A 23,050-nucleotide genomic window follows, 5' to 3' on the forward strand; every position below is an offset into this window, starting at 1 on the left:
CTTAATGAAGACCTTGGATTCTACACGAGGAGATTTTGAAAAAGCGTTTGTCCCGCAAAGTCAATATCATAAAATAAAAAGCGCTTTAGATGCAGAGCAACCCATTTATAGTACACCCGTAATTCAAGAGGAGCCTATAATGAAAAATGCGCTATTATTACTAGAGGACCCTATACGTGTTGATGAAGTTGATGAAAAAGAAAATTATGATGCTCAAAAAGTATTAGACAAATACAAACTTATTTTCTATGGCTTACTAGCGGCATTTGCAATTGTATCGATATTTTTTATACTCTTCTATCTAAAACGAAACAGTCGTCTTAAATACACCCAAGAATTGGAGGCTAAAAACAAAAAAATAGAACTACAAAATGAAGCCATCCTTGAACAAAGCAAACACTTAGAAAACATTAATAATGTAAAGGATAAATTATTTTCCATTGTCTCTCATGATTTAAAGGACTCATTGACTTCCACTAAGGCATTTATAGACTTATTAAAGGATGGCCAGCTTTCTCAAGAGGAATTCCATAATTTGTTGCCCGAACTCAGTGAGAACGCGAATAATGCCTCTTTACTATTATTCAATCTTTTAAACTGGTCTAAATCACAAATGCAATCACTTAAACCAAAACCTACTGTATTTGATATTAGAGAGGTTTTTCACGAAAAAATAAAACTGATTGAACAGAAAATGCAGACCAAAGGCATTGTTTTAAAAGATAAAACCGTTAGTGATTTTATATTTGCAGACAGAAGTATGACTGAAATCATTATACAAAACCTATTGGCTAATGCCGTTAAATTCTGTAATTCGGAGATTTTATTACCATTAGTAATAAGGCAAACAACGGAAAAGCCATTATTAGTGTTGCAGATTCGGGGGTGGGTATCTCTACCGAAAATCAGCACAAGCTATTTGATAATAATACCTTATCTACTATTGGCACTAGTAGCGAAAAAGGCACAGGTTTAGGCCTTACCATTTGCCGTGAATTGGTTGAACTTAATGAAGGACGTATTTGGGTAGATAGCGAACCCGACGTAGGCAGTACCTTTTTTGTTGAACTGCCTAAAGCCAGCGATGAAAATCCCGAGAACACATGAACTACACCTTTGGTAGAAATACCTCAGCCATCATACAACGCGCACTCCCTCCTCCGCAAGTCTCGATAGTCTCTAAAGAGCTAGATATAATCTCACAATGATGCTCTATCAATTGTATTTGAGACTGAGTTAAACAATTATGAGCCGACTGACTCATTATTAAATACAACTTGTCGTTTGCACCTCTTACTTGTAACATATTTCCGGCAAACTGCCCCATTTGCGCTTCGCTAATTTTTATCACTTCTTTACCGTCTTCCGTTAAATTTTGAATGACGTGTTTACGTTCTTTTTTATCATCAATACTGTCTAAACAAATGACCGCAAAAGTTTCAGCAAGACACATCATCACATTGGTGTGATAAATAGGCAATCTGTTACCGGCTACGGTTTGATAAGCTGTAAAAACAACTGGTGTATATTCAAAATCCTCGCAGAATTCTATAAACAGTGTTTCGTCTGCTCTTGGTGATAATGCACAATAAGCTTTATCATTTGCGCGATCTAACAGTAAACTTCCAGTACCCTCTAAGAATACCCCTTCCGCTTCTGCCGAAGTATAATCGATAATATTATTAATTTTAAAACCTTCTTTCTCCAGTCTTATAAAAATCTCATCCCGGCGTTCTTGTCTTCTGTTTTCTGCAAACATAGGGTAGAGTCCAACATTTCCGTTTTCATGAAAACTCACCCAGTTATTAGGGAAAATAGAATCCGGAGTATCTGTTAGCGTATCATCCTCTTCAACAATAACAGTAATACCAACAGCCCGCAACTTCTCTACAAAATGATCGAACTCGTCTTGTGCCTTAGCGTTAATTTCGGCATTTTTAAGTTCAAGTTCTTCCTGGAAATAGTTATTAATGGCCGTTTGCTCATTCATTCTAAATCCTACAGGACGAATCATTAATAGGGTATTTGTGGTTTGTTGCATTTCTGTTTTTTTTTACAAAAGTAAATTAATTTAAATAAGAAGTAAATTGAAAATACACAAAATAAAATCCACGCCTTTTATTTCCACTTAATATTGCAGCCCATACTCGGCTTTTGATGTGACAATGGTTTATTATTAGTCAAAACAGCGGTGATGGCCTGTCTTAAATCACTCCCAGTAACTGGTAGAGTATTACCTGGCCTTGAATCATCTAATTGCCCGTGATAGGTGGCTTTTAAGTCTGTATCAAAAACATAAAAATCCGGAGTGCAGGCTGCATCGTATGCTTTTGCGACTTTTTGAGTGTCATCAAATAAATAAGGAAACGGATATTTTAAATGAGTCGCAACCTGTTTCATTAATTCAGGACGGTCCTGCGGATAATTATCGACATCATTGCTACTAATGGCAATAAAACCAACCCCCTTATTTTCATAATCGTTAGCTAATTTTACCAATTGCGCATTCACATGCAACACATAGGGACAATGGTTGCAAATAAACATAATTACCGTTGCTTTGTCACCCTTAAGCTGATGCAGGCTCATCGTTCTTCCTGTTACCGTATCGGTCAAAGAAAATTCGGTGCCAAAGTTCCATTTTTAAAATCATTAGATTCTGTAAGTGCCATAGTCTCTGTAAAGTGAAATTAGTTCAAACGTCAAGTTAGTAGAAATGATAAAATCGCCCAATTAATTCATCACAAGATTTTCATAATATACTCCTCTAAATTTTAATTTTTATAAAAAAAAAAACAATAAGTTCATTGTAATGGCGTTCTTGAAAAATATTAATAGTAATTCTTAATAGCATCTCCCTCACATGAAGTATTCTCTTATACTCCTATTCTTTCTGTGTTCACTATTCACTGCCGCACAGGATTTTGAAACCCCTTTAGAAGTCACACGCTACAAATTACTCCCAAAGGAATTAAATATTCAAAAAGATATTACTGTAGACAAAATAAACCTTAAAGTCTATCATGTTCGAGAAGGAAGTATTATATCTGATTATCGTTTTTTTAAACCTAAAAAAAATGAAATACTTTTTTTCTACGGTACAGATACTAAAAACAAGACCTCTGAAATGTTTTTTAAATTTGGCGATAAGCTAAAACATGTTTACAAGAAAAAAAACTTCAATCAACTTATTAAAATTATAGAAATACTAGAATACAATGTGTTTTCTAAAGAAGCTTTTTCAGGATCAAAAGCGTATGCTGCACTAGAGCGAGCATAGTCTAGTACAATATATTATTTTTAGGTTGAATATTTTTAGGAAGATCTTTTTCGTCTAACATATCACGTAAATCGATCTCTATCGTTCTACATAAGGCTGTCATTGGAACATCATTTATTCTACCTTCAAAGGGGTCTTCACTATTATCACCTATCACTTCCATTGTTACAAAAATCCAAGAAATTAGAACTGAAAAAGGGATCATTAAAAAAGCATACCACTCTTTTAATTCATTGGTTAGATTTAGTGCATCATTTTCAAATACATCTAATAAACCAAAGGGCAATAAAAGAACAAAGATCCAAGTAAATACTTTAGAAAAATAACCGTATTGTCTTGGGAATGGTGTGTTTTTAATGCGCTCACACATCCCTTGTAGATTATAAAACTCTTCTAATACCGATTGCAATTGATCTTCTTGAAAACCATCGAGTAATCCTTCTTTTTTAAGAGCAGTAATATCTAGTGCTTGATTCTTAATTAAATGTGTTGCCGGATTTACGCGTTTTTCTAAATCTTCATATTCACTTACTGACACAAAACCTACGGTTTCATTACATGAAATATTACGCTCATTATGCTTATTAAAAAGAGTTTCAACGGCATAGTTTTCTTTTAAGGCCCACGATTTTGGCTGCCGTAATTGAACTCTCAAGGCGTTTATCCACCCCGGATGCCTATATACTAAGCGTTGCTGTATTTCCTTATTTTTACTTTGATCTCCAGTGTCGATAAAGCTCAGCAGCTGAATTGTCCACGTACGGCTATAGTTTACAATGCCTCCCCATATTTTTCTACCTTCCCAAAACCGATCATAACTTTGGCTATTTTTAAAACCAATATAGAAAGCAACAGCAATACCAATAACACTTAATGGTTGAAAAGGAATGTCTATAAAATCCCAACCTAAATAATAGTATAAACAAAAAATAATACTGGCATACACGGTAAAAATGATCAGGTTTTTCCATGCGTATCTTAAAATAAGTCCCCAACCAATATTTCTTTTAATATACATACCCGAACATTTTAAGGTGTAGAATTGGACACCTGTAGCATTTTACCGTTAAAATACTTATTTCCGTTTAGTGAAAATTCTACAATATACTTCGCCATTTCCAACGCTGTTGTTGGAGCCTGATACCCTGGGAACGCTTCGGCGAGCATCTCTGTTTGTACCGCCCCTAACGCTAATACATTAAAACTGGGTCCCGTTTCTTTATATTCTTCTGCAAGTAATTCTGTTAATGTGACTACCGCCCCCTTACTTGAGCTGTAAGCAGACAAGCCAGGGAATTTCATACTGCCTTGTACTCCCCCCATAGAACTAATAGTAACGACATGACTCTCTTTTTTCATGAATGGCAAAACACAGCGCGTCATTTCTGCAACTCCAAAAACATTCGTTTTATATACGTGTTCAAAATCCGCCATGGTCGTTTCGGCAAAGGGCTTATTTAACAACGTTCCGGCATTATTAATTAGGATGTCGACCTGCTTCCATTCTGTTTTAATAAAATGTTCGACTTTTTTGTAATCATCTACTGCAGATAAATCAAAAGAAAAGGATTCTATATTATCAAAATGTAGGTTACTCACCTTCTGTTCGTTTCTAGACAGCGCTAAAACATTATGTCCTTGATTAGCGAATAGATGTACTAGCTCAAATCCTATACCTCTACTTGTTCCTGTAATGATAATATTCTTAGTTGTCATTCATTTTAATTTCTTGGGTTGCTGCATTTGCCATGGCTTCTATAACAGGTCCCATTTTGTTAATTAAATTGGCCATAAAATGGTAATCCAATTTATCGACTTCATCATCCACATGATGATAAAAATCAAAATTAGTTAAATCGCAAGAGGATATGGTGTGAGAAGGCACTTTAAAAGCTTCATAAAACGCGTAATTATCTGATCGTTTAAATAGATTATATTTTTTAGCAACTTCTGAATAGCCTACTAATTTGTCACCTGCGTAAGCATTGATTCTTTCTGCTAAATTAGACATGGCGTAACCCGTGATAAAAGCGTCATAATCTCTACCTACAAAAGGCACTCCAATCATTTCAAAATTAATCATGGTATACAGGTTGATGTTTTGAGCTTTTAATTTTTCGGCTAAATGTTTTGATCCTAACAAGCCCTTTTCTTCAGCAGTAAAAGTGACAAAAATCAAGCTACGTTTATTTGTTTTATTTTTTCCAAAGTATTTTGCCATAGCCAATACAGCGCTCGTTCCAGCGGCGTTATCATTTGCGCCATTGGCGATACTATCACCATCAACTTCAGCACTCGAACCAATATGGTCGTAATGTGCGCCAATAACGATGTATTCATTTTTTAATTGAGGATCATTACCTTCTACCAATCCAACAACATTGAAAGCGTCTAATGCTCCAACTTTAAAAGTATCGCGATAGGTCTCAAAATAGGGTTTTAACCCAAAGGATTTAAATTGATTTTCCACATAGTTTGCCGCTTCAGCAATGCCTTCACTTCCCGTATTTCTACCTTTTAAATCATCGGAAGCCGTGAAAACTAACGATTTCTTTCACTTCGCTTGTAGAAACAATTTCAGACATTTTAGGTGTTGCAGATACGATTACCGTTGCGGGAGTTTCTAAACCATCCGTGGTATTTTCTGTTGTTGTGTTTTTTGAAGTATTACAACCTAATAACAAGGTGGCAATACATAATGCTGCTATTGATTTCATATGTAGTTTTATAATGCGTTTAAATATAAAAAAATCCCAATTCAAATAGGCTGAATTGGGATTATGATTTTTAATTTCTTTTTTAAGATCTCAAATTGAACAGCTATAAAAAACTACACTAACATCGTTACGGGGTTTTCAATATACCCCTTTAAAGTTTGTAAGAATTCTGCTCCTGTGGCGCCATCAACCGTTCTATGGTCACAAGCGAGTGTGAGTTTAATCGTGTTTCCTGGTACCACTTGTCCGTTTTTAACTACGGGCTTAGAAAGAATAGCACCTACAGATAAGATTGCTGAATTTGGCTGATTGATTATTGATGTAAAACTTTCAATACCAAACATCCCCAAATTCGATACCGTAAAGGTACTCCCTTCCATTTCTGCTGGTGTCAATTTCTTATTTCTTGCGCGTCCTGCAAAATCTTTCACTGCCGCTCCAATTTGTGGTAAGGATTGCTCATTAGCGAATTTAACTACTGGCACGACTAATCCATCTTCAACCGCCACCGCTACCCCAATGTGTACATGATTATTTAATTTCATTTTATCTGCAAACCATTGAGAGTTTACTTGTGGATGTTGACGTAATGCTAAAGCGCAGGCCTTAACAATCATATCATTATATGAAATTTTAGTATCTCGCAATGAATTATACTGTGCTCTAAAAGTCATAGCATTATCCATGTCAAACTCTACATTTAAATAATAGTGTGGTGCGGTGAATTTAGATTCTGCTAAACGCTTCGCAATGACTTTGCGCATCTGCGAATTTGGTTTCTCATCAAAATCTTCCGTACCCGAAGCTACAAATTTTGCAGCAGATGCAGAGGAGGCCACGGAGGTTGTGAAATTCTCTATATCACGTTTTACTATACGACCGTTTTCCCCAGTACCTTGAACCTGAGAAAGATTAATGCCTTTTTCTTCTGCCATCTTTTTGGCCAAAGGGGATACAAAAATACGGCCGTTTGGAGATGAATTACTTTGCGTTTCTCCGGATTTTTTTGGAGCGCTCATGGAAACATCTTTCTTAGACTCTTGTTTTGGAATTTCTGTTTTTGATTCTTGCTTAGGTGAATCTTCCGCTTTTTCTGAAGTTCCTCCTGCGGCTTTAAAGTTTTTCGCTATTGCGGACACATCTGTCCCTTCGGGCCAATGATTGCTAATAGGGCATCTACTTTTGCCGATGCGCCTTCCTCTAAACCAATTTGCAATAAAGTACCTGACTGAAAAGACTCAAATTCCATAGTCGCCTTATCGGTTTCTATTTCTGCTAAAATATCGCCTTCTTCTACTTTATCACCTACTTTTTTCAACCAAGTGGCCACGGTACCTTCTTCCATGGTATCGCTTAAACGAGGCATAGTAACAACGGTTACCCCTTCCGGAATATCTTCCATTGGTTTAGTGTCTTCTTTGGCTGTAGATGCCTTGACTTCTTCGTCTTCACTTTTACTTTCTAATGCATCTTCTGAGTCATTTTCCTCATCCTCAGACCCTTCTTTAGCTTTAGGCGCTTCCTTATCCTCTTTTTTATCTGTAGAAGCTCCTCCTTTCACTAAGTCTGAAATATCTTCGCCTTCCTCACCTATAATCGCTAATAACGTATCTACTTTTGCCGTTTCACCTTCTTGAATACCAATGTGAAGTAACGTACCTTCATTGAAAGACTCGAACTCCATCGTTGCTTTATCGGTTTCAATTTCAGCTAAAATGTCTCCTTCTTCCACCTTGTCACCAACGTTCTTTAACCAGCTGGCCACCGTACCTTCTTCCATCGTGTCGCTTAAACGCGGCATATTTATTACTTCTGCCATAGCTTATTGTATTTTATGCTCGATAAATGGGTAATCGTCTTGTTCGTAAACAGCATCATACATAACACTCTTTTCCGGATATGGAGATTCTTCTGCAAATTTCTCACACTCTGAAACTAATGCTTTTACGCGCTTATCGAGAACTTTAATTTCCTCTTCAGTTGCGTACTTTTTATCTAATAAAATGTCTTTAACTTGTGTTATGGGATCTATTTTCTTGTATTCGGCAACCTCATCCTTTGTTCTATAATGTTGCGCATCAGACATGGAATGCCCTCTATATCGATAGGTTTTCACTTCTAAAAATGTTGGTCCACCACCGGTTCTCGCTCTAGTAATCGCCTCGTCAAAAGCTTCGGCAACTTTAATCGGATTCATACCATCTACAGGGCCACATGGCATTTCGTAACCCAATCCTAGCTTCCAAATGTCTGTATGGTTGGCTGTTCTTTCTACTGAGGTTCCCATAGCATAACCATTGTTCTCACATACAAATACAACTGGTAAATTCCGGAGCATAGCCAAATTAAACGTTTCATGAAGCGAACCTTGTCTAGCAGCACCATCTCCAAAACAGCAAATGGTAACGGCATCCTTATCGTGGTATTTATCACCAAATGCAATCCCTGCACCTAGTGGAATTTGGCCACCTACAATACCATGTCCTCCATAAAAGCGATGTTCTTTAGAAAAGATATGCATGGAACCCCCTAAACCTTTAGAGGTTCCCGTTGCTTTACCATAGAGCTCGGCCATGACACGTTTAGGATCCACTCCCATACCAATAGGCTGTACGTGATTACGATACGCGGTTATCATTTTGTCTTTAGTCAAATCCATAGCATGTAAAGCACCTGCTAAAACGGCTTCTTGACCATTATATAAGTGAAGAAATCCTCTTACTTTTTGCTGAATGTAAACGGCAGCAAGTTTGTCTTCAAACTTCCTCCGTAATAACATATCTTCATACCACTTTAGGTAAACTTCTTTTGTGATTTTTTGCATTTAATCTATTATTTTAAACCATGCCAATGCTCAAGATTTGGTTTTTTACCGTTTCTTATTGAGATACCAATTTAAAATTGGCATAAGCGATAACAAAAGTAACACTTTAGTTAGTAATAAAAAAGACTGAAAATCGTAAAGTTTACGAAATCGTTATAGATTTGAAGCGTCGAAACTAAATGGCAATAAATTAGATAGAGAACTTGATTTCATGACGCTTCCAGTCTCCCCCATAAAATAGATTTCTATAGGCTGTTCTTGCTTAAATTCATACTCAGCAATGGACTGTCTGCACGCCCCGCAAGGTGGTATTGGATTGTTTGTTTTCTGATTTTGAGACGCTGCTGTGATGGCCATTTTTAGCACTTTGGCTTTGGGGTATTGTGCGCCAGCATAAAAAATAGCAGTACGCTCTGCACACAATCCGGAAGGGTAAGACGCATTCTCCTGATTACTTCCTGAAATCACGTTCCCATTATCCAATAATAATGCAGCACCCACATGAAATCTTGAGTATGGCGCATAAGCCTTATCTCGAACTTCTATCGCTGCCTTCATGAGTTTTTGAATGTCTTCCGGGGTGTCACTGAGTGACTCAAAAACATATAGTGTCGACTCTATTTTTACTTCCTTCATAAGCTTTAGTATCACAAACCTTTAACTTTTAAAGGCTGTGTATCATTAGGTTTTTATTATATAAGCATATTTCACGCTATGCTCAATTTTATAAATCAAACTTCGCTTGGTATAACTAATATATGGAAACTATTGAAGACAAAAAAAACTATTGCGATGGGCAATAGTTTTTTTATTATAATCTCATTATATTTTTAATACTCTTTATATTCTCCTGCTCCTAAATTAAAGGTTAGAGAGAAACGCAAAGTACTTTCTAACGGACTTTGCACTTTTGATGCAGAGAACAAATACGATAAATCTATATTCATAACATTGTATTTAAAACCTGCTCCTAATGCGAAAAACTTTCGTGCACCTTTTGTTTCATGCTCATTAAAATAACCCAATCGAAAAGCAAAAGCGTCTTGATACAAATATTCTGCACCTAAAGCATAAGTGAATTCTTGCAATTCTTCTTTTACTCCACCGGGTGCATCACCAAAGGATTGAAAAATACCGTAAATAAAATCAACGTTATTGTCTTGTCCATCAATAATATAATTCTCCTCTGTGTTTATTTCCTCATCATCAGTTGTTGTAGGATCATTATCAGGTAAATCATATTGTCCGTTGTTATTATTATCGACATATTCAATTCTTTCGCCAAGAACTGGAGGCGTTGGCACCAACAATTTAGCAAATTCAGCAGTGACTCCTAATTTGTTATACTGATCAAAAATAAAATCAAAACCACCACCTAAGCGTAACGTCGTGGGTTGAAAGTTCTCTTGTCCTCCTTCGTCATATTTAAATTTAGGTCCTAAGTTTTGAATGGCAAAACCCCCTCTCCAACGACCATTAAAATCGTTGTAAGCTTTTTCATCGCTTTGATAATACCCTGTAATATCTACCCCAAAGGTACTTCCTGTTGTAGTATCATTATTCCCGAAATTTAATTTTAAATCAGAACGCAAATAACGCATGGCTACTGCCATACCGAATTGTTCACTTAACCTTAATCCATAAGATATGTCAATAGTTAGCTCATTAGGCTTTTGAATTAATGCTTCAGAAAATTCATCTTCAACAAATTCAATTTCCCCTAATGAAAAATATTTAAAGCTTGCTGCAAAGGCACTTTGCTCATTGATTCTATTAAAATAAGTGACATTGCCTAAAAAAATATCATTGACCAACTTACTTAAATATGGTGTATAACTTACTGCAAAACCAGATTTCGTTGTTGAAAACACATATTTTGCAGAGTTCCATTGTTGTGAAAAAGCATCCGGCGATGTCGCCACGCCCATATCTCCCATCGACGCCGCTCACGCATCGGGTGCAATTAACAAAAAAGGCACTCCCGTAGTAATCACTCCGGAATCTTGATATGGTTCTATTTGAAATGAGTTTTGCGCATTTAAGTTAAGTGCGAAAACAATGGCTAATACTGTTAATAGGTTTAATTTCATGGATTAATTTTATTTAGCAAATATAATTTTTTATTAGAGTATAACAAGTTTCTCTATTTTTTCTACGGTTTTATTTATCGCACTTGAATGTACTTTTAACTTATAGATATAAGTTCCCTTGCCTATCTTATCCCCAAAATCATCGCGCCCATCCCAAACAATATCTCGAGAAGTTGAAGCCGTTGATTTCACCCCTGCTCCGCTAGTTTTACCATTTAATGTCCTTACTAACTTGCCTGAGATAGTGAAAATTTGAACCGATACCTCTAAATTTTCTGAACTATTGTGACTAAACCAAAATTCTGTGTAATTCACAAAAGGATTGGGGTAGTTTAAAACGTTATCAATGACTAAATTAGCATCTTCATTAAAAACTCTAAACTGTAACTCTGAAGTTGAGGAATTATTGTAAACATCCCAAGCTTTTAGAGAAAGTGTATGTAAACCCGGTTCTAAGTCTCTAAAGGGGAAACTCAAATTTCCGCGCGTGTAATCATCCAATTCTGTAATATAATAATCATTTAAAACATACGGATTTACTTCATCTCCATCAATCACAGCAACAATATCATGACCAATACCACTTGCTGTGTTAATACCATTTTCGTCTTGTAATTTGACTAAGAGTGTTGGCGATTCGTTAGTAACTCCTCCTGATGCGAAATTTTCATCATTCATAAATAAATTAATGACTGGTCCTTGATTGTCTTCAGGTGCATTCGCATTAATCCCACCTATTTGCACACTATTTATTGCAGCACCACTTAAATCTTTAGTTGAATTATCGGTTGAAGCATAAAAGCTCACCTTACCATACCCCACAGGAATACCAATATCTCTTGGCACAATAAAATCAAATTCAAAACTACCATTAGTAACGGTAACTTGTCCCCTAAAGATCACTTCACCCAAAGTTGTATAATCCAATTTTATAAGCTCTCCTCCATCTGAAATATTATCATTCGCTAGGGTTTGCCTTTGTATTGATTTATCGTAAATAGTAGTCACGACTTTACCATTATAATTGGTTAAAACATTACCCGAAATATCGGTTACTTCACCAGCTAGTTTTGCGTAGCTTAGTGCACTTAACACCTCGGTTTGCTGACTTATTGGTACATCATTAATTTTTGTAAGACGCACATCCGGATCTGGGAATGCTAGTTTTAAAGCAGGATCACCAATGTAAAACACCAAATATTTCTGATTAATATTCGTTACTGAAGGGTCTATTTTCGTAAGTCTTAAGGCCTCTGCAATTGTTGGATACTCATAATCACTATACGTATCGTTATCACTGTAAGAAAACAAATACTCTTCTAATTTTTTATTGAATGTCACACCAACAGTCACAAAAATTTGTCGTGTTGTTGTTATTAAACTGATAGCTCCTCCTTTTTCATTCCAGTATATTAATTCACCTGCAGTAACCCGCAACGGATTATCAAACCTTGTGTACTCACAGGTAACAGTCACAAAGCAATTTAACTTGCATTGATTCCTTAAGTTTTCAGCATCCATTTTCTCAAAAATACGTTCAAAGGCTAATCCGTCTTCACCGCCATGCCCAAAATAATTAACTACTAGCGCACCATTTTCTATAGCATCTGCAATTGCCGAAGTAACTGCTGGATAACGATCTCCACCGGCAGAAGATTGTTGTTGGTAAGCATCGGCATGTATTTTAATAGCATTGATAAAAGGTTTCCTATCTGTAATTTCATCTGCTATTGCATCAGTAGTTTCCTGAAGAATGCGTTCCCATATAATATCAACATCATCTGAAATAGCAATGATATTATTTCTCCAGTTTCCCAACGCCTCTTTAGAGTAATAACTCTCTATTTTGTCTACCATTTTTTTAGCCCGTTGTGGAGAATCGGCAAGGATTCGTCCTACTGCTATATCTAACTTATCAGCAGTCACTAAAGTTCCTTCGTTAGTATCCATCATGCCGTAAAAATCATCGGAAATAAATGAGCTCGTTAAATTAAAACTGGAATAGGCATTCCATGAAGGTAGATTGTAGGTGTTGTTAGAAATCCTTCCTTTATAATCAAAAGAACTATCCCCAAATAAACATAAATACTTTACTCTCTTTTCAGGGCTGCTGGCATTGTCATAAACATATTTAATAAAATTTCTAATGGCTGAAATATCACTATTCCCGAATTAAATTCTTTATAAATACTTTCAACAGTAACGACTTTTACATTTAAATTATTTTGGATTCTATTAATTTGAGCCAAACGTTCCGCTTGATTTAGATGTGCCCCTGGAGTAATCATTAAATAATCGATATCTTGAAAAAGGCCTTGAGCATTTTTAAATATGGAGCCTTTAATATTTTGATTCGCAATATTAGAATTAGACACCACAATGGCACTATAGTAATTTGAAGGCGCCACGGCCACATATGTTTTTAGACGCCCTAAACTAGATTTAAAACTTATAGAAGTCTGATTATCGTTGACTTTTGAAGTTATATTATTAGTATCTGTAATATCCCAAACCTCGGAGACACCTGTGGTATTCGAAATCGTGTAATTCCCTACACCTGAGGTCTGAGTGGTACTTTTATTATAAAATTTTAATTGCTGCCCTGTAAAGGTTAATGCTCTTGTAGCCTCCAATGAAATATAATCCGGATACCCCACTGCACTGGGATTACCCGCTTTGTTATAACTAATTTGAACCGAAACATTGTCGGACGAAATAGCGATGTTATTATTAAAAACACCTTCATGAGCAAAATTAGGATCATTTGGTCCAATCCCTGAAATAGGAAGGTTTGCAACACTATTATTATTTACAGAGACCGCAAAGCTAGAGGCAATTGGAGAAATAGCCGCGGCATAAACTTTAAATTGAACGGGTTCAGATCCCACTAAATTTGGAAAATTAAATGCAAATGTTTTATTCAATTCAATATCAAATTTATCACCAAACCAGCGTCTTCCTACTAAAGCAAGTGAAAACTCATCTACTTCATGAAATTGATAGTCTTGAAACGTATTTATTTGTAATGAAGGTGAAGCACTAGGCTCAACCATTGCATTCATTCGTTTTCCTGGGCCTGAACCAATATTAATATAATAATAAGCAATATCTTGATACGGATTAATATTCGTGTTAATAGCAGTATTGTCAACCAAACCCTTAGGTCCAACCCCATAAAATAAGATATAATCGTCATCATTAAAAACACCATCAGCTTCCCCAACAACTTTAATGGCATTCTCTACAGGATCGATTGGATAGGTGGCATCATTAAGATATGGAATCATTTCACCTCCATTACCATATATACCAATAGTTCTAGGGTCTATATTGTTCACACTAATCCCCAATTGTTGTAAAAAATTTTTAGACAATTTAAATACTCGCATTTATCAATAGCAAATTTATACCAAGAACCTGTGCTAAGTACCGAATTACTTATTGGAAAGCTAGACCTATTGAGCGCCGAATTCAACCTTGGTGCATTTTTATAATTTACAGTAAAAGAAACCACCTTTTTATAACTATCCGTTCCGGACTTTACTATTGCAGGCACCTTTAATACGGCAAAACTTAGATCTCTCGGCAATAGAATTTTTTAATTCGACTTTTATTTTCGAGGGAATCTTTTTTAAGTCTAACCCTTTTAAGTCTCCTTTAGAGATGGGCTGGTACTTTATGTTGGTAAGCTGTGCGCTCTTTTCGTTGACATAAGTGTTCGTTTTCCATTGGGACACAATGTTTAATCCATCAAAAAGGCTGTAGCTGTAATGCTCTTCAGGGGAAAAAAGCGGTATTTCTACAGCGTAGTCACTCGAACTAAAGGTTTTACTAGCTTGCCATGTTATATTAATCTTCTTTTGTTGAGAAAACATAGTACCACTTAATAATACTGCTATAATAAATAATATCTTTTTCATTGCTTATACTAACGTCTAGATTACTCCGTTATTATTGAAATTTTAACATTTTCACAAAAACGTTTCAAAATTACAATAATAAAACAAAAAAAGCGCCGTTATAGTGTATGAAATCATCGATAAAACACACAAAAAACATCGATGTAAAGCATATAATTAGGATGAAATGCAATTTTTTTACTCATATTTCGCAAAAAAGCTTGTAGAGTTATGTATAATTGTTATATTGCGTCTCCAAATAAAACATAATTAGCTACTTAAACGTATCAGTATGAAAAAAGTAATCGTATCAAGGATTTTAATGTTATTAGCAGTGTCGCTAACCTTGGTTAGTTGTGGCAGATCATCCGGCGGATCAAACGTCTCAAGAGGAACAGGATGGGATATTAACGCAAAAGAAGGTGGTTTCCAATACAACACACAATTTAAAGAACAAGAAACATCTCCAGGTCTAGTCTTTATAGAAGGGGGAACATTTACAAAAGGTCGTGTTCAAGATGATGTCATGCATGATTGGAACAACACCCCCAATCAACAACACTTGCAATCGTTCTATATGGATGAAACAGAAGTAACTAATGTAATGTATATGGAGTACTTAGATTGGATTAAAAGAGTGTATCCACCGGAAGAAGAAAACTTCCGAAGAATATATGATGGCGTTGTGCCGAGATACATTGGTATGGAGAAACCGTTTAGGGTATAACGAAGTAATGACGGAAAATTATTTGCGCCACCCGGGTTACGCTGAGTATCCTGTTGTAGGTGTTAGTTGGATTCAAGCTGTAGAATATGCAAATTGGAGAACAGACCGTGTGAACGAAATGTACTTACAAAAAGATGGCTACTTAAGAGAAGATAGCCATTATGAGGCGACTGCTGACGCCAACTTTAATACAGATACTTATATCAATTCTCCAAAACAAACCTTTGGTGGAAATGAAGACATCATAAACCCAGGAAAATCAAGAAACATCCAAGTAGATGCTGAAGGAAACGAAACTGGAATTTATGCCTCTAGACAAACGGGAGTTATTTCTCCTAAGTATAGACTACCTACTGAAACAGAATGGGAATACGCCGCTTTAGGTTTATCTGAAATTAGAAGTTATAACGTTTATAGAGGACGAAAAAAATACCCATGGGATGGACAGTATACCCGTTCGGGAAACGTAAAGTGCGTGGTGACCAATTGGCTAACTTTAAGCAAGGAAAAGGTGATTACGGTGGTATTGCAGGATGGTCTGACGATGGTGCAGACATTACTGCCCAAGTAAAATCTTACGAACCTAATGATTATGGTTTATACGATATGGCTGGAAATGTTGCTGAATGGGTTGCCGATGTGTATCGTCCTATTGTTGATGATGAATTTAACGATTTCAATTACTATAGAGGTAATGTCTATACTAAAAATGCAATCTCAGAAGACGGTACGGTTACTATTGTAACTACCGACGATATTGTATACGATACGTTACCAAACGGAAAGGTTATTGCTAGAGATTTACCTGGCGAAATTGCTCAAGTTGCTGTTAACGAAAATGAAACGTATTTGAGAACAAACTTTGACAGAAGTGATAACCGTAACTTTAGAGATGGTGATAAGCAATCATCAAGAGGTTATAGTGAAAGTTTTGATGATGAAGTGGACGGCAATAACCCAACAAATGCTTCACTTACCCGTAAAATGTACAACTCTCCAAATCACAGTGTAGAATATGATTCGACTGGAACATTGGTTAGAGAATGGGATAAGTCTAACAGAAGAACGTCTTTAATTAATGATGAAACTCGTGTTTATAAAGGAGGGTCATGGAAAGATAGAGAATATTGGTTAGACCCTGCACAAAGACGCTATTTCCCACAAAGTATGGCTACAGATTACATCGGCTTTAGATGTGCTATGTCTCGAGTGGGTTCTAAATCTCAAAATAAGAATAAGACTAAAAACTAATATTTTTTTAAAATATATTAAAAGTCCTAACACACCGTTAGGACTTTTTTTATACATTTATTTTATGAAAATAAAAGACCTGCACGCGTTATTGCTGAACTTTCCAAAGGTATGTACAGATACTAGAAAGCTTGCGAAAAATGATATCTTCTTCGCTTTAAAAGGAGAAAATTATAATGGCAATGCCTTTGCTAAACAAGCGGTAACAGATGGCGCAAAATATGCGGTAATAGATGAGGCTGAATACCAAACCTCTGAGCAATACCTTTTAGTTGAAAATGTATTAGAAACCCTTCAAGCATTGGCTACTTACCATAGAACCTATTTAAATGTTCCCATAATAGCGCTAACGGGCAGCAATGGTAAAACTACAACCAAAGAGCTCATCAATGCGACACTATCACAACATTATAAAACCACCGCTACGGTTGGCAATTTAAATAATCACATTGGCGTTGCGCTCACCTTGCTATCTATGACAAAACAAACAGAAATAGGTATTGTAGAAATGGGAGCCAACCATTTAAGAGAAATTGCGTTTTTATGCGCTATTGCTAAACCAGATTATGGATACATTACAAACTTTGGAAAAGCACATTTGGAAGGCTTTGGTGGTGTTGAGGGTGTTATTAAAGGAAAAACAGAACTTTACAATTATTTGAAAAAAAATGATAAACTCATTTTTGTGAATGGCAACGACCCTAAGCAACAGACATTATCTCAAGGTGGTAACGTGTATTCTTTTGGAAAAACAAATGACAGCGAAGTCATTATTCAATTTATTGAAGCACAGCCATTTGTAACATGTGAGTTTGATGGCCACCGTATTCAAACCCATTTAATTGGTGAATATAACTTTAGCAATATTTCTTCCGCTATTTGTATCGCAAATTACTTTGAAGTCTCTGCCGAAAACATAAAAAAGGGATTAGAAAGCTATACTCCAAAAAATAACCGTTCGCAAATTATTAAAAAAGCAGGCGTTAAGATCATACTAGATGCCTATAATGCCAATCCAACAAGTATGACTGCAGCGCTTACAAATTTTGACCAACTTAAGGATCATTATAAAATCGCCATTCTTGGAGATATGTTTGAGTTGGGTAATGAAGCTAAAACAGAACATCAATCCATCACTAATTTAGCTTCCGATTTAAATATTGACGAAATTATTCTTGTAGGAGAAAATTTTTATAAGACTGAAAGTGTGTCGCAAAAAACAACAAAATTTAAATCTTTTGAAGCCTTAAAACAAGATTTCAAAATCCCCTCAAATAAAAAGACAACGTTATTAATTAAAGGCTCACGCGGGATGGCTTTAGAACGCCTTTTAGATGTACTCTAAAGCTGCTCTAAAAACGCCTTAAAAGACTCCCAATAACCTAAACAACCCTCCGTAGACTCCCATAAAGCACGAGAACCATGGATCCCTTGTTCATGAGGAACGTAGTGTGTTAAATTATTTTTGGATACCTCTTTGACAAGTAGTGAGACGGCTGCTGCCTCCTCCTTAGAGGACGTCACAAAAAGCGGTTTTTTAAGACCTTGAATCCTATCCTGAATAAACATCGCAGGAAAATACTCTCCAGGACTAAAAGCGGCAACTGCTTTCACTTTTTCATTTTCATGAGCAATCAACAACGCTAAAGTCGCAGAATAAGAACTACCAACGATTACGATTGGTTTATTGCCGTTATTCCAATAAATAAAATGTATTGCCGCTTCTATATCCTGTTTCGCATCGCTATAATTTGTTGGTAAATCTAGTGCCTTAGCTACTTTTGCAGTTTCATTAATAACCCCATTAACTTCTTGTCCGAGACCTTTGATCGATGGCCATAACCGAATACCCCAAAGCATTCAATTGTGATGCCGTAGTCTTATATTCTGCTCGGCTATAGCCCGCTTGGTGGCATAGAAGTAGTGTAATGGGTCAATATCTATTTTGTATACATCTGCTGTAATGGTTACCCCGTCAAGAGATGGCAAGGTTATCGTTTCGGTGTTTACTATAGCTCCTTTATCCTGCCTCATTTCTTATCTCAAATTTAACTGTTGTACTTGTAATTCTTTTTCACAGGCCATCGGCTTATAAACATAAAGCCTAAAAGCATTATTTTCTGATAAGCTATGGTGTCTTAATTACTCTCTTCCACTTCTCCATCACCTGCAATACTTTTTAAAAGCCCCTGTTTAACATTAAGCCAAATAAAATTAAAAATAGATTTGGTTTTATCTCTCTCAATTTCTGCTTCTGAGGCTCTAAAATTGTCTCGGATCATCCTTGCTTGTTTTAGAGACAAACAGATTGGCTACAGCAGATAAAAGCCAGTTTTCTTTTTTGCCTTCTTTTCTTAAAACAGAAATTTTTAAATCATCGTAATTCACTTTAAAATCAATAGTCGATCTGGTATTATTACCATCTATTGTATAGAATATTTTTTTCGTTTGCCCTTCTAACTTCACTTTTAAATTAGGCTCAGTAAATGTGTTTATTTTAGACAATTCTAGTTGATCCATATCCATAGCAAATACAAAGGAATCGCTTTTATTGTTTACATCAAATGCCCAGTCAGCTTTAAAAGGAGTTCCTTCCATAAAAATACCAGCAATGTCTAGGGTGGTTTTATTAGGTGACTTATAGGTATTACTTACATTGGCTATATTAGCATACAGCTTGGAAAAATCAATAGAACCTCCGTTATTATTAACGGTTACTTTTTCTGTATACTTTATATACGCCTCGTGAATTAAAACAGAATCTATAGTTAAATCAAAAGGGATCGTTCGAATCGCTTCGCTATACATTTTTTTTGTGGACACATCGTCTGCAATTAATTTATCGCGAAAGATCTCAAAATGTGGCTGATTGATGCTTACTTCCCTACTCGTCACGTATAGATTTCTCTTATTGAATCCAAAATCTATACCCTCACACTTTAGTGTTTCAATTCTAAGATTAAAATGATCTCTTTCCTTAGATATAATATTGGAAAGGGCGCTACGTGAAAATTTGGTCTTTAATTCAATAGCATTAATTGTTGCTTTATTGTTTTTGAGCTTAAAACTAGAAGTGCTGAGATTTTCAAAATGGCTTGTTTTAACAAAAATAGAGTCTGCTTCCGCCTCAAAATCGTCAAAAGAAACTGGTAATCTGTTCTTAATTATTTCTCTATTAATTTCTATATCATCAATTTCAATCGTTGCGTTTTCGACATATAATAAGACGGAATCTTTTTTAGAATCATAAATATGGAACGTCGCGTTATCAATACTGAGCTCATCTATAAGTATTGGCTTATATAGTTTTATAAAACCTTTAGTAGAATCGGGTTTGCTATTCTTTTCATACTTATCCTTAAAATAAACAATATTGGGGGATTTCAATTTAATGTCTTCAATCCTAATTTGGGATTTAAAAAGATAGTCCCAATAGCTTACATCCTCAATAATAAGAGTTTCGAGCGACACATAAGTGTGGATGTTGTCGTTGTTTTTATTTTTAATTTCAATGATTGGCTTTTTTATAGTTATCGTACCTTCAAACGTATTTAGAGTAATCCCTTCATTCTTTTGAAAAACGATGTCCGGCAATCTATGCACGAGAAAATTTTCGATTTTATTCTCTATCGTCTGATTAGCATACAGTACTAGACCTACTATTATTAAGGTAGTAATGGAGAGTGTATATACGCCATATTTTATCCACTTATTCATCATTTAAAGTTAATTAAGAAATGATATGAAGCAAAATAATGGTTCACAATTATTGCTTTGAAAAGGGATAAGAAACATTAAAAAACTGATATAATTATTTTAATGGTTTGAATGGAATAAAAATGAAATCTATTTTATGTTTTGATAACATTTCTATCACTATTGAAACACTATATTTTAAGTGGAACAGCGGTTGCTATTTTGGAATACAACGGAGTTATGAAACGGTAATAAATAAAAAATCCGACAACCTTAAGGTTATCGGATTTTCATTTTTGGTGGGCGACAAGGGATTCGAACCCCTGACCCCTTGGGTGTAAACCAAGTGCTCTGAACCAACTGAGCTAGTCGCCCTTATTATTCGGTGTGCAAATATACATGACATTTTGGTTTTGCAAAAGTTTTTTTAAAAAAATTTTCAAATTATTTCTGCAACTACAAAAGTACTCCCTCCCACATAGATGGTATCTTTTGAATTTGCCTGAATCAATGCTGATTTATATGCTTCATTTACAGAATTATAAGCCATCCCTACAAAGTCTTTTTGTGTAAAATACAGCTGAAGTGTTTTAGCGTCCATGCCTCTTGGAATATTTGGTTTACAAAAATAATAGGTTGCTTTTTTCGGCATTATCCCGATTATGGAGTCTAAATCTTTATCATTTACTACTCCAAACACCATGTGTAGGTTTTCAAAATCTTCTTCTAGCAGTTGTTTCATCGTATAAACTAACCCTTCTCTGTTGTGCGCGGTATCTAATATAACGGTAGGCTTTTCTTGTGTTTTTTGCCAACGCCCCATAAGTTTTGTGTTTTTAACCACATGACGTAACCCCGCTATCAATTGATTAGGTGATATATTAAACCCTTTAAGCTTGAGTTCTTCAATCGTTTGAACGACCGTACGACTATTTTTAATTTGATAGCTCCCTATTAAGTCACTCTCGAATTTTTTATCAATTGTCTGATCTGCGAAAACTATTTTAGCCTCTTCAGCTTTGGCTAGCTGTTTAAAGATGGTCTCGGTTTCTTTTTGAGTTTCACCAATAACAATAGGTATTCCCTTTTTTATAATGCCTCCTTTTTCTTTTGCGATAGCTTGAAGCGTGTTCCCTAAAAACTGGGTATGATCTAAACCAATATTTGTGATTACAGAAACTTCGGAAGGATGACATTTGTGGAGTCCAACCTCCCGCCTAAACCCACTTCAATTATTGCAATATCAACGTTTTGCTTGGCGAAATAATCGAATGCTAAGCCTACAGTCATTTCAAAAAAAGAAAGACGATTAACTTCGAAAAAAGGTTTGTTTTCGTTTACAAAATCAATCACTGCTTGTTCCGAAATCTCTGTGCCATTGATTTTTATGCGCTCTCTAAAATCCTTTAAATGAGGCGATGTATAGAGTCCAACGCGATAGCCTGCCTCTTGTAAAACGGAAGCTAACATGTGACTCGTTGAGCCTTTCCCGTTAGTTCCAGCCACGTGAACAGACTTGAATTTTTTGTGTGGGTTATTTAAGTGTTTTACTAATAAAATAGTATTTGACAAATCTACTTTATAGGCACTTTTACCTTGGTTTTGATACATTGGCAATTGAGAGAATAGCCAATTAACAGTATCGGTGTAGGTCATTTTATTGTCCTAATTTGAAATCAATACTCACAAATCCTATTTGCCTGGCAGGTGCTTTAGCATCTGCAGGCCATTTACCGAGACATTGCAATTTTCTTTGCAGGATCCAGTAAACAAAGTGCTGTGTTTTCGGTTCCTTTTACACCAGCTTCCGCTTTTACAACGTTTCCATTTCGATCAACTTCAACTCTAACGACCACTAAACCAGATTCATTACATTGTTGTTTTACCTCTTGAAATTTTCCTTGACCTCTTCCTCCTAATCCAGATCCAACGCCTCCAGTACCTTTTCCTCCTCCAAAATAACTTGGTGCATACGGGTTACCATCTAATTGCCCTTTATCGCCTGCTTGATTGTCGTTACCCTGACTCCCACTACTTACCCCGTCTGAATTGTTCAAACCGCCCATAATAGCGTCTAGTTCTGCTTTTTTCTTAGCTTCTTCTGCTTTCTTTTTTGCTTCCGCATCGGCAATCGCTTTCGCTTGGCTTGCCGCCGCTGCTTTAGCCATAGCATCAGCTTCTGCTTTCGCTTTTTTGGCAGCTGCTGCTTTTTTAATGGCGATGGCATCTTCAGAGTCTTGCGTTAAAACATTTTCCTTTGTTGGCTCAGATGTCGTAGTCTCTTGTGTTTCTTCTACCGCGTCTTGTTCGGCTTTTTCAGGCACAGATGGCGCGTCTTGTGGTTCCCTGTTTATATTTAAATCTTCAGACTTGACCAACGTTTTGGGTTGTACCGTGCCGTTTCCAACGGAAGAATTGCCAAAATTTACAGCGACACCATATTCGGGTGGTGGATCTAAATACGATGGTCCCACTACGAATAACAACAATAACAAAATCAACACAATCAATGTTGTTATTTTTGCTGAATTACGTTCGTGTTTGGTATTTAGATATTTCATAATGC

General features: G+C 35.9%; 17 protein-coding genes, 1 tRNA gene and 6 pseudogenes. 5 read left to right on the forward strand and 19 right to left on the reverse strand.

What is annotated here, in order from left to right; genetic code table 11:
* The first annotated feature begins 4 nt into the window (after positions 1-4).
* Complete coding sequence (locus N7U66_RS07925) at positions 5-976, forward strand: sensor histidine kinase (RefSeq protein WP_267678010.1); 972 nt, start codon at positions 5-7, stop codon at positions 974-976.
* Positions 886-1,107 carry an ATP-binding protein gene (locus tag N7U66_RS07930; RefSeq protein ID WP_313791464.1) on the forward strand — a complete coding sequence of 74 codons (222 nt, stop codon included), beginning with the start codon at positions 886-888 and terminating at the stop codon, positions 1,105-1,107. The genes N7U66_RS07925 and N7U66_RS07930 overlap by 91 nt, the downstream gene beginning before the upstream one ends.
* A 1-nt stretch (position 1,108) precedes the next feature.
* On the opposite strand, the gene ctlX is transcribed toward N7U66_RS07930, so the two are convergent.
* The gene (ctlX, locus tag N7U66_RS07935) at positions 1,109-2,041 is read right to left on the reverse strand and encodes a citrulline utilization hydrolase CtlX (RefSeq protein ID WP_267678011.1); all 933 of its coding nucleotides are present in this window, start codon (positions 2,039-2,041) and stop codon (positions 1,109-1,111) included.
* Positions 2,042-2,118: 77 nt separating this feature from the next.
* Positions 2,119-2,672 (reverse strand): annotated as a pseudogene (locus tag N7U66_RS07940) (thioredoxin family protein).
* Between the two features lie 191 nt (positions 2,673-2,863).
* Between N7U66_RS07940 and N7U66_RS07945 the strand changes: the two are divergent.
* The gene (locus N7U66_RS07945; protein WP_267678012.1) at positions 2,864-3,280 is read left to right on the forward strand and encodes a hypothetical protein; all 417 of its coding nucleotides are present in this window, start codon (positions 2,864-2,866) and stop codon (positions 3,278-3,280) included.
* Position 3,281: 1 nt separating this feature from the next.
* Here the strand turns inward: N7U66_RS07945 and N7U66_RS07950 are convergent, their stop codons facing one another.
* From N7U66_RS07950 to porU (N7U66_RS21570), 10 genes and pseudogenes are all read right to left on the reverse strand, one after another.
* A complete protein-coding gene (locus N7U66_RS07950; protein WP_267678013.1) occupies positions 3,282-4,298 on the reverse strand; it encodes a bestrophin family protein in 1,017 nt (338 codons plus the stop codon).
* Positions 4,299-4,309: 11 nt separating this feature from the next.
* Positions 4,310-4,996 carry an SDR family NAD(P)-dependent oxidoreductase gene (locus tag N7U66_RS07955; protein ID WP_267678014.1) on the reverse strand — a complete coding sequence of 229 codons (687 nt, stop codon included), beginning with the start codon at positions 4,994-4,996 and terminating at the stop codon, positions 4,310-4,312.
* Complete coding sequence (locus tag N7U66_RS07960) at positions 4,986-5,750, reverse strand: M20/M25/M40 family metallo-hydrolase (protein WP_267678015.1); 765 nt, start codon at positions 5,748-5,750, stop codon at positions 4,986-4,988. Before N7U66_RS07960 ends, N7U66_RS07955 begins: the two co-directional genes overlap by 11 nt.
* Positions 5,751-5,802: 52 nt before the next feature.
* Positions 5,803-5,997, reverse strand: coding sequence for a hypothetical protein (locus N7U66_RS07965; RefSeq protein WP_267678016.1), 195 nt, complete (start codon positions 5,995-5,997; stop codon positions 5,803-5,805).
* Positions 5,998-6,110: 113 nt separating this feature from the next.
* Positions 6,111-7,816: pseudogene (locus N7U66_RS07970) on the reverse strand (pyruvate dehydrogenase complex dihydrolipoamide acetyltransferase).
* Positions 7,817-7,819: 3 nt separating this feature from the next.
* A complete protein-coding gene (pdhA, locus tag N7U66_RS07975) occupies positions 7,820-8,821 on the reverse strand; it encodes a pyruvate dehydrogenase (acetyl-transferring) E1 component subunit alpha (protein ID WP_267678017.1) in 1,002 nt (333 codons plus the stop codon).
* 153 nt (positions 8,822-8,974) lie between these two features.
* A complete protein-coding gene (cdd, locus tag N7U66_RS07980) occupies positions 8,975-9,457 on the reverse strand; it encodes a cytidine deaminase (RefSeq protein WP_267678018.1) in 483 nt (160 codons plus the stop codon).
* Between the two features lie 194 nt (positions 9,458-9,651).
* Positions 9,652-10,911 (reverse strand): annotated as a pseudogene (gene porV / locus N7U66_RS07985) (type IX secretion system outer membrane channel protein PorV).
* Positions 10,912-10,944: 33 nt separating this feature from the next.
* A pseudogene (gene porU, locus N7U66_RS22510) lies at positions 10,945-14,300 on the reverse strand (type IX secretion system sortase PorU).
* Between the two features lie 135 nt (positions 14,301-14,435).
* Positions 14,436-14,831 (reverse strand): type IX secretion system sortase PorU, long form, encoded by a 396-nt coding sequence (gene porU, locus N7U66_RS21570; RefSeq protein WP_313791466.1) that lies wholly within the window; start codon positions 14,829-14,831, stop codon positions 14,436-14,438.
* A 271-nt stretch (positions 14,832-15,102) separates the two neighbouring features.
* On the opposite strand from porU (N7U66_RS21570), the pseudogene gldJ reads away from it, so the two are divergent.
* Both gldJ and N7U66_RS08000 read left to right on the forward strand, forming a co-directional pair.
* Positions 15,103-16,788: pseudogene (gene gldJ / locus N7U66_RS07995) on the forward strand (gliding motility lipoprotein GldJ).
* A gap of 64 nt (positions 16,789-16,852) precedes the next feature.
* Complete coding sequence (locus N7U66_RS08000) at positions 16,853-18,133, forward strand: UDP-N-acetylmuramoyl-tripeptide--D-alanyl-D-alanine ligase (RefSeq protein ID WP_267678019.1); 1,281 nt, start codon at positions 16,853-16,855, stop codon at positions 18,131-18,133.
* Here the strand turns inward: N7U66_RS08000 and N7U66_RS08005 are convergent.
* The 7 genes and pseudogenes from N7U66_RS08005 to N7U66_RS08035 form a co-directional block, all read right to left on the reverse strand.
* The gene (locus N7U66_RS08005) at positions 18,130-18,648 is read right to left on the reverse strand and encodes a dienelactone hydrolase family protein (RefSeq protein WP_267678020.1); all 519 of its coding nucleotides are present in this window, start codon (positions 18,646-18,648) and stop codon (positions 18,130-18,132) included. The genes N7U66_RS08000 and N7U66_RS08005 overlap by 4 nt on opposite strands.
* On the reverse strand, positions 18,649-18,822 hold the full coding sequence (locus N7U66_RS08010) for a hypothetical protein (protein ID WP_267678021.1): 174 nt from the start codon (positions 18,820-18,822) through the stop codon (positions 18,649-18,651).
* A 104-nt stretch (positions 18,823-18,926) separates the two neighbouring features.
* A complete protein-coding gene (locus tag N7U66_RS08015; RefSeq protein ID WP_267678022.1) occupies positions 18,927-19,070 on the reverse strand; it encodes a hypothetical protein in 144 nt (47 codons plus the stop codon).
* Positions 19,051-20,505: an AsmA family protein gene (locus N7U66_RS08020; protein WP_267678023.1), complete on the reverse strand. Its 1,455-nt coding sequence runs from the start codon at positions 20,503-20,505 to the stop codon at positions 19,051-19,053. The genes N7U66_RS08015 and N7U66_RS08020 overlap by 20 nt, the downstream gene beginning before the upstream one ends.
* A 276-nt stretch (positions 20,506-20,781) precedes the next feature.
* A tRNA-Val gene (locus N7U66_RS08025) sits at positions 20,782-20,859 on the reverse strand.
* A 64-nt stretch (positions 20,860-20,923) separates the two neighbouring features.
* Positions 20,924-22,140: pseudogene (locus N7U66_RS08030) on the reverse strand (bifunctional folylpolyglutamate synthase/dihydrofolate synthase).
* 74 nt (positions 22,141-22,214) lie between these two features.
* Complete coding sequence (locus N7U66_RS08035; RefSeq protein WP_313791467.1) at positions 22,215-23,045, reverse strand: energy transducer TonB; 831 nt, start codon at positions 23,043-23,045, stop codon at positions 22,215-22,217.
* Between the last annotated feature and the right edge of the window lie 5 nt (positions 23,046-23,050).

Origin of the sequence: Lacinutrix neustonica (assembly GCF_026625145.1) — a bacterium.
Taxonomy (GTDB): domain Bacteria; phylum Bacteroidota; class Bacteroidia; order Flavobacteriales; family Flavobacteriaceae; genus Lacinutrix; species Lacinutrix neustonica.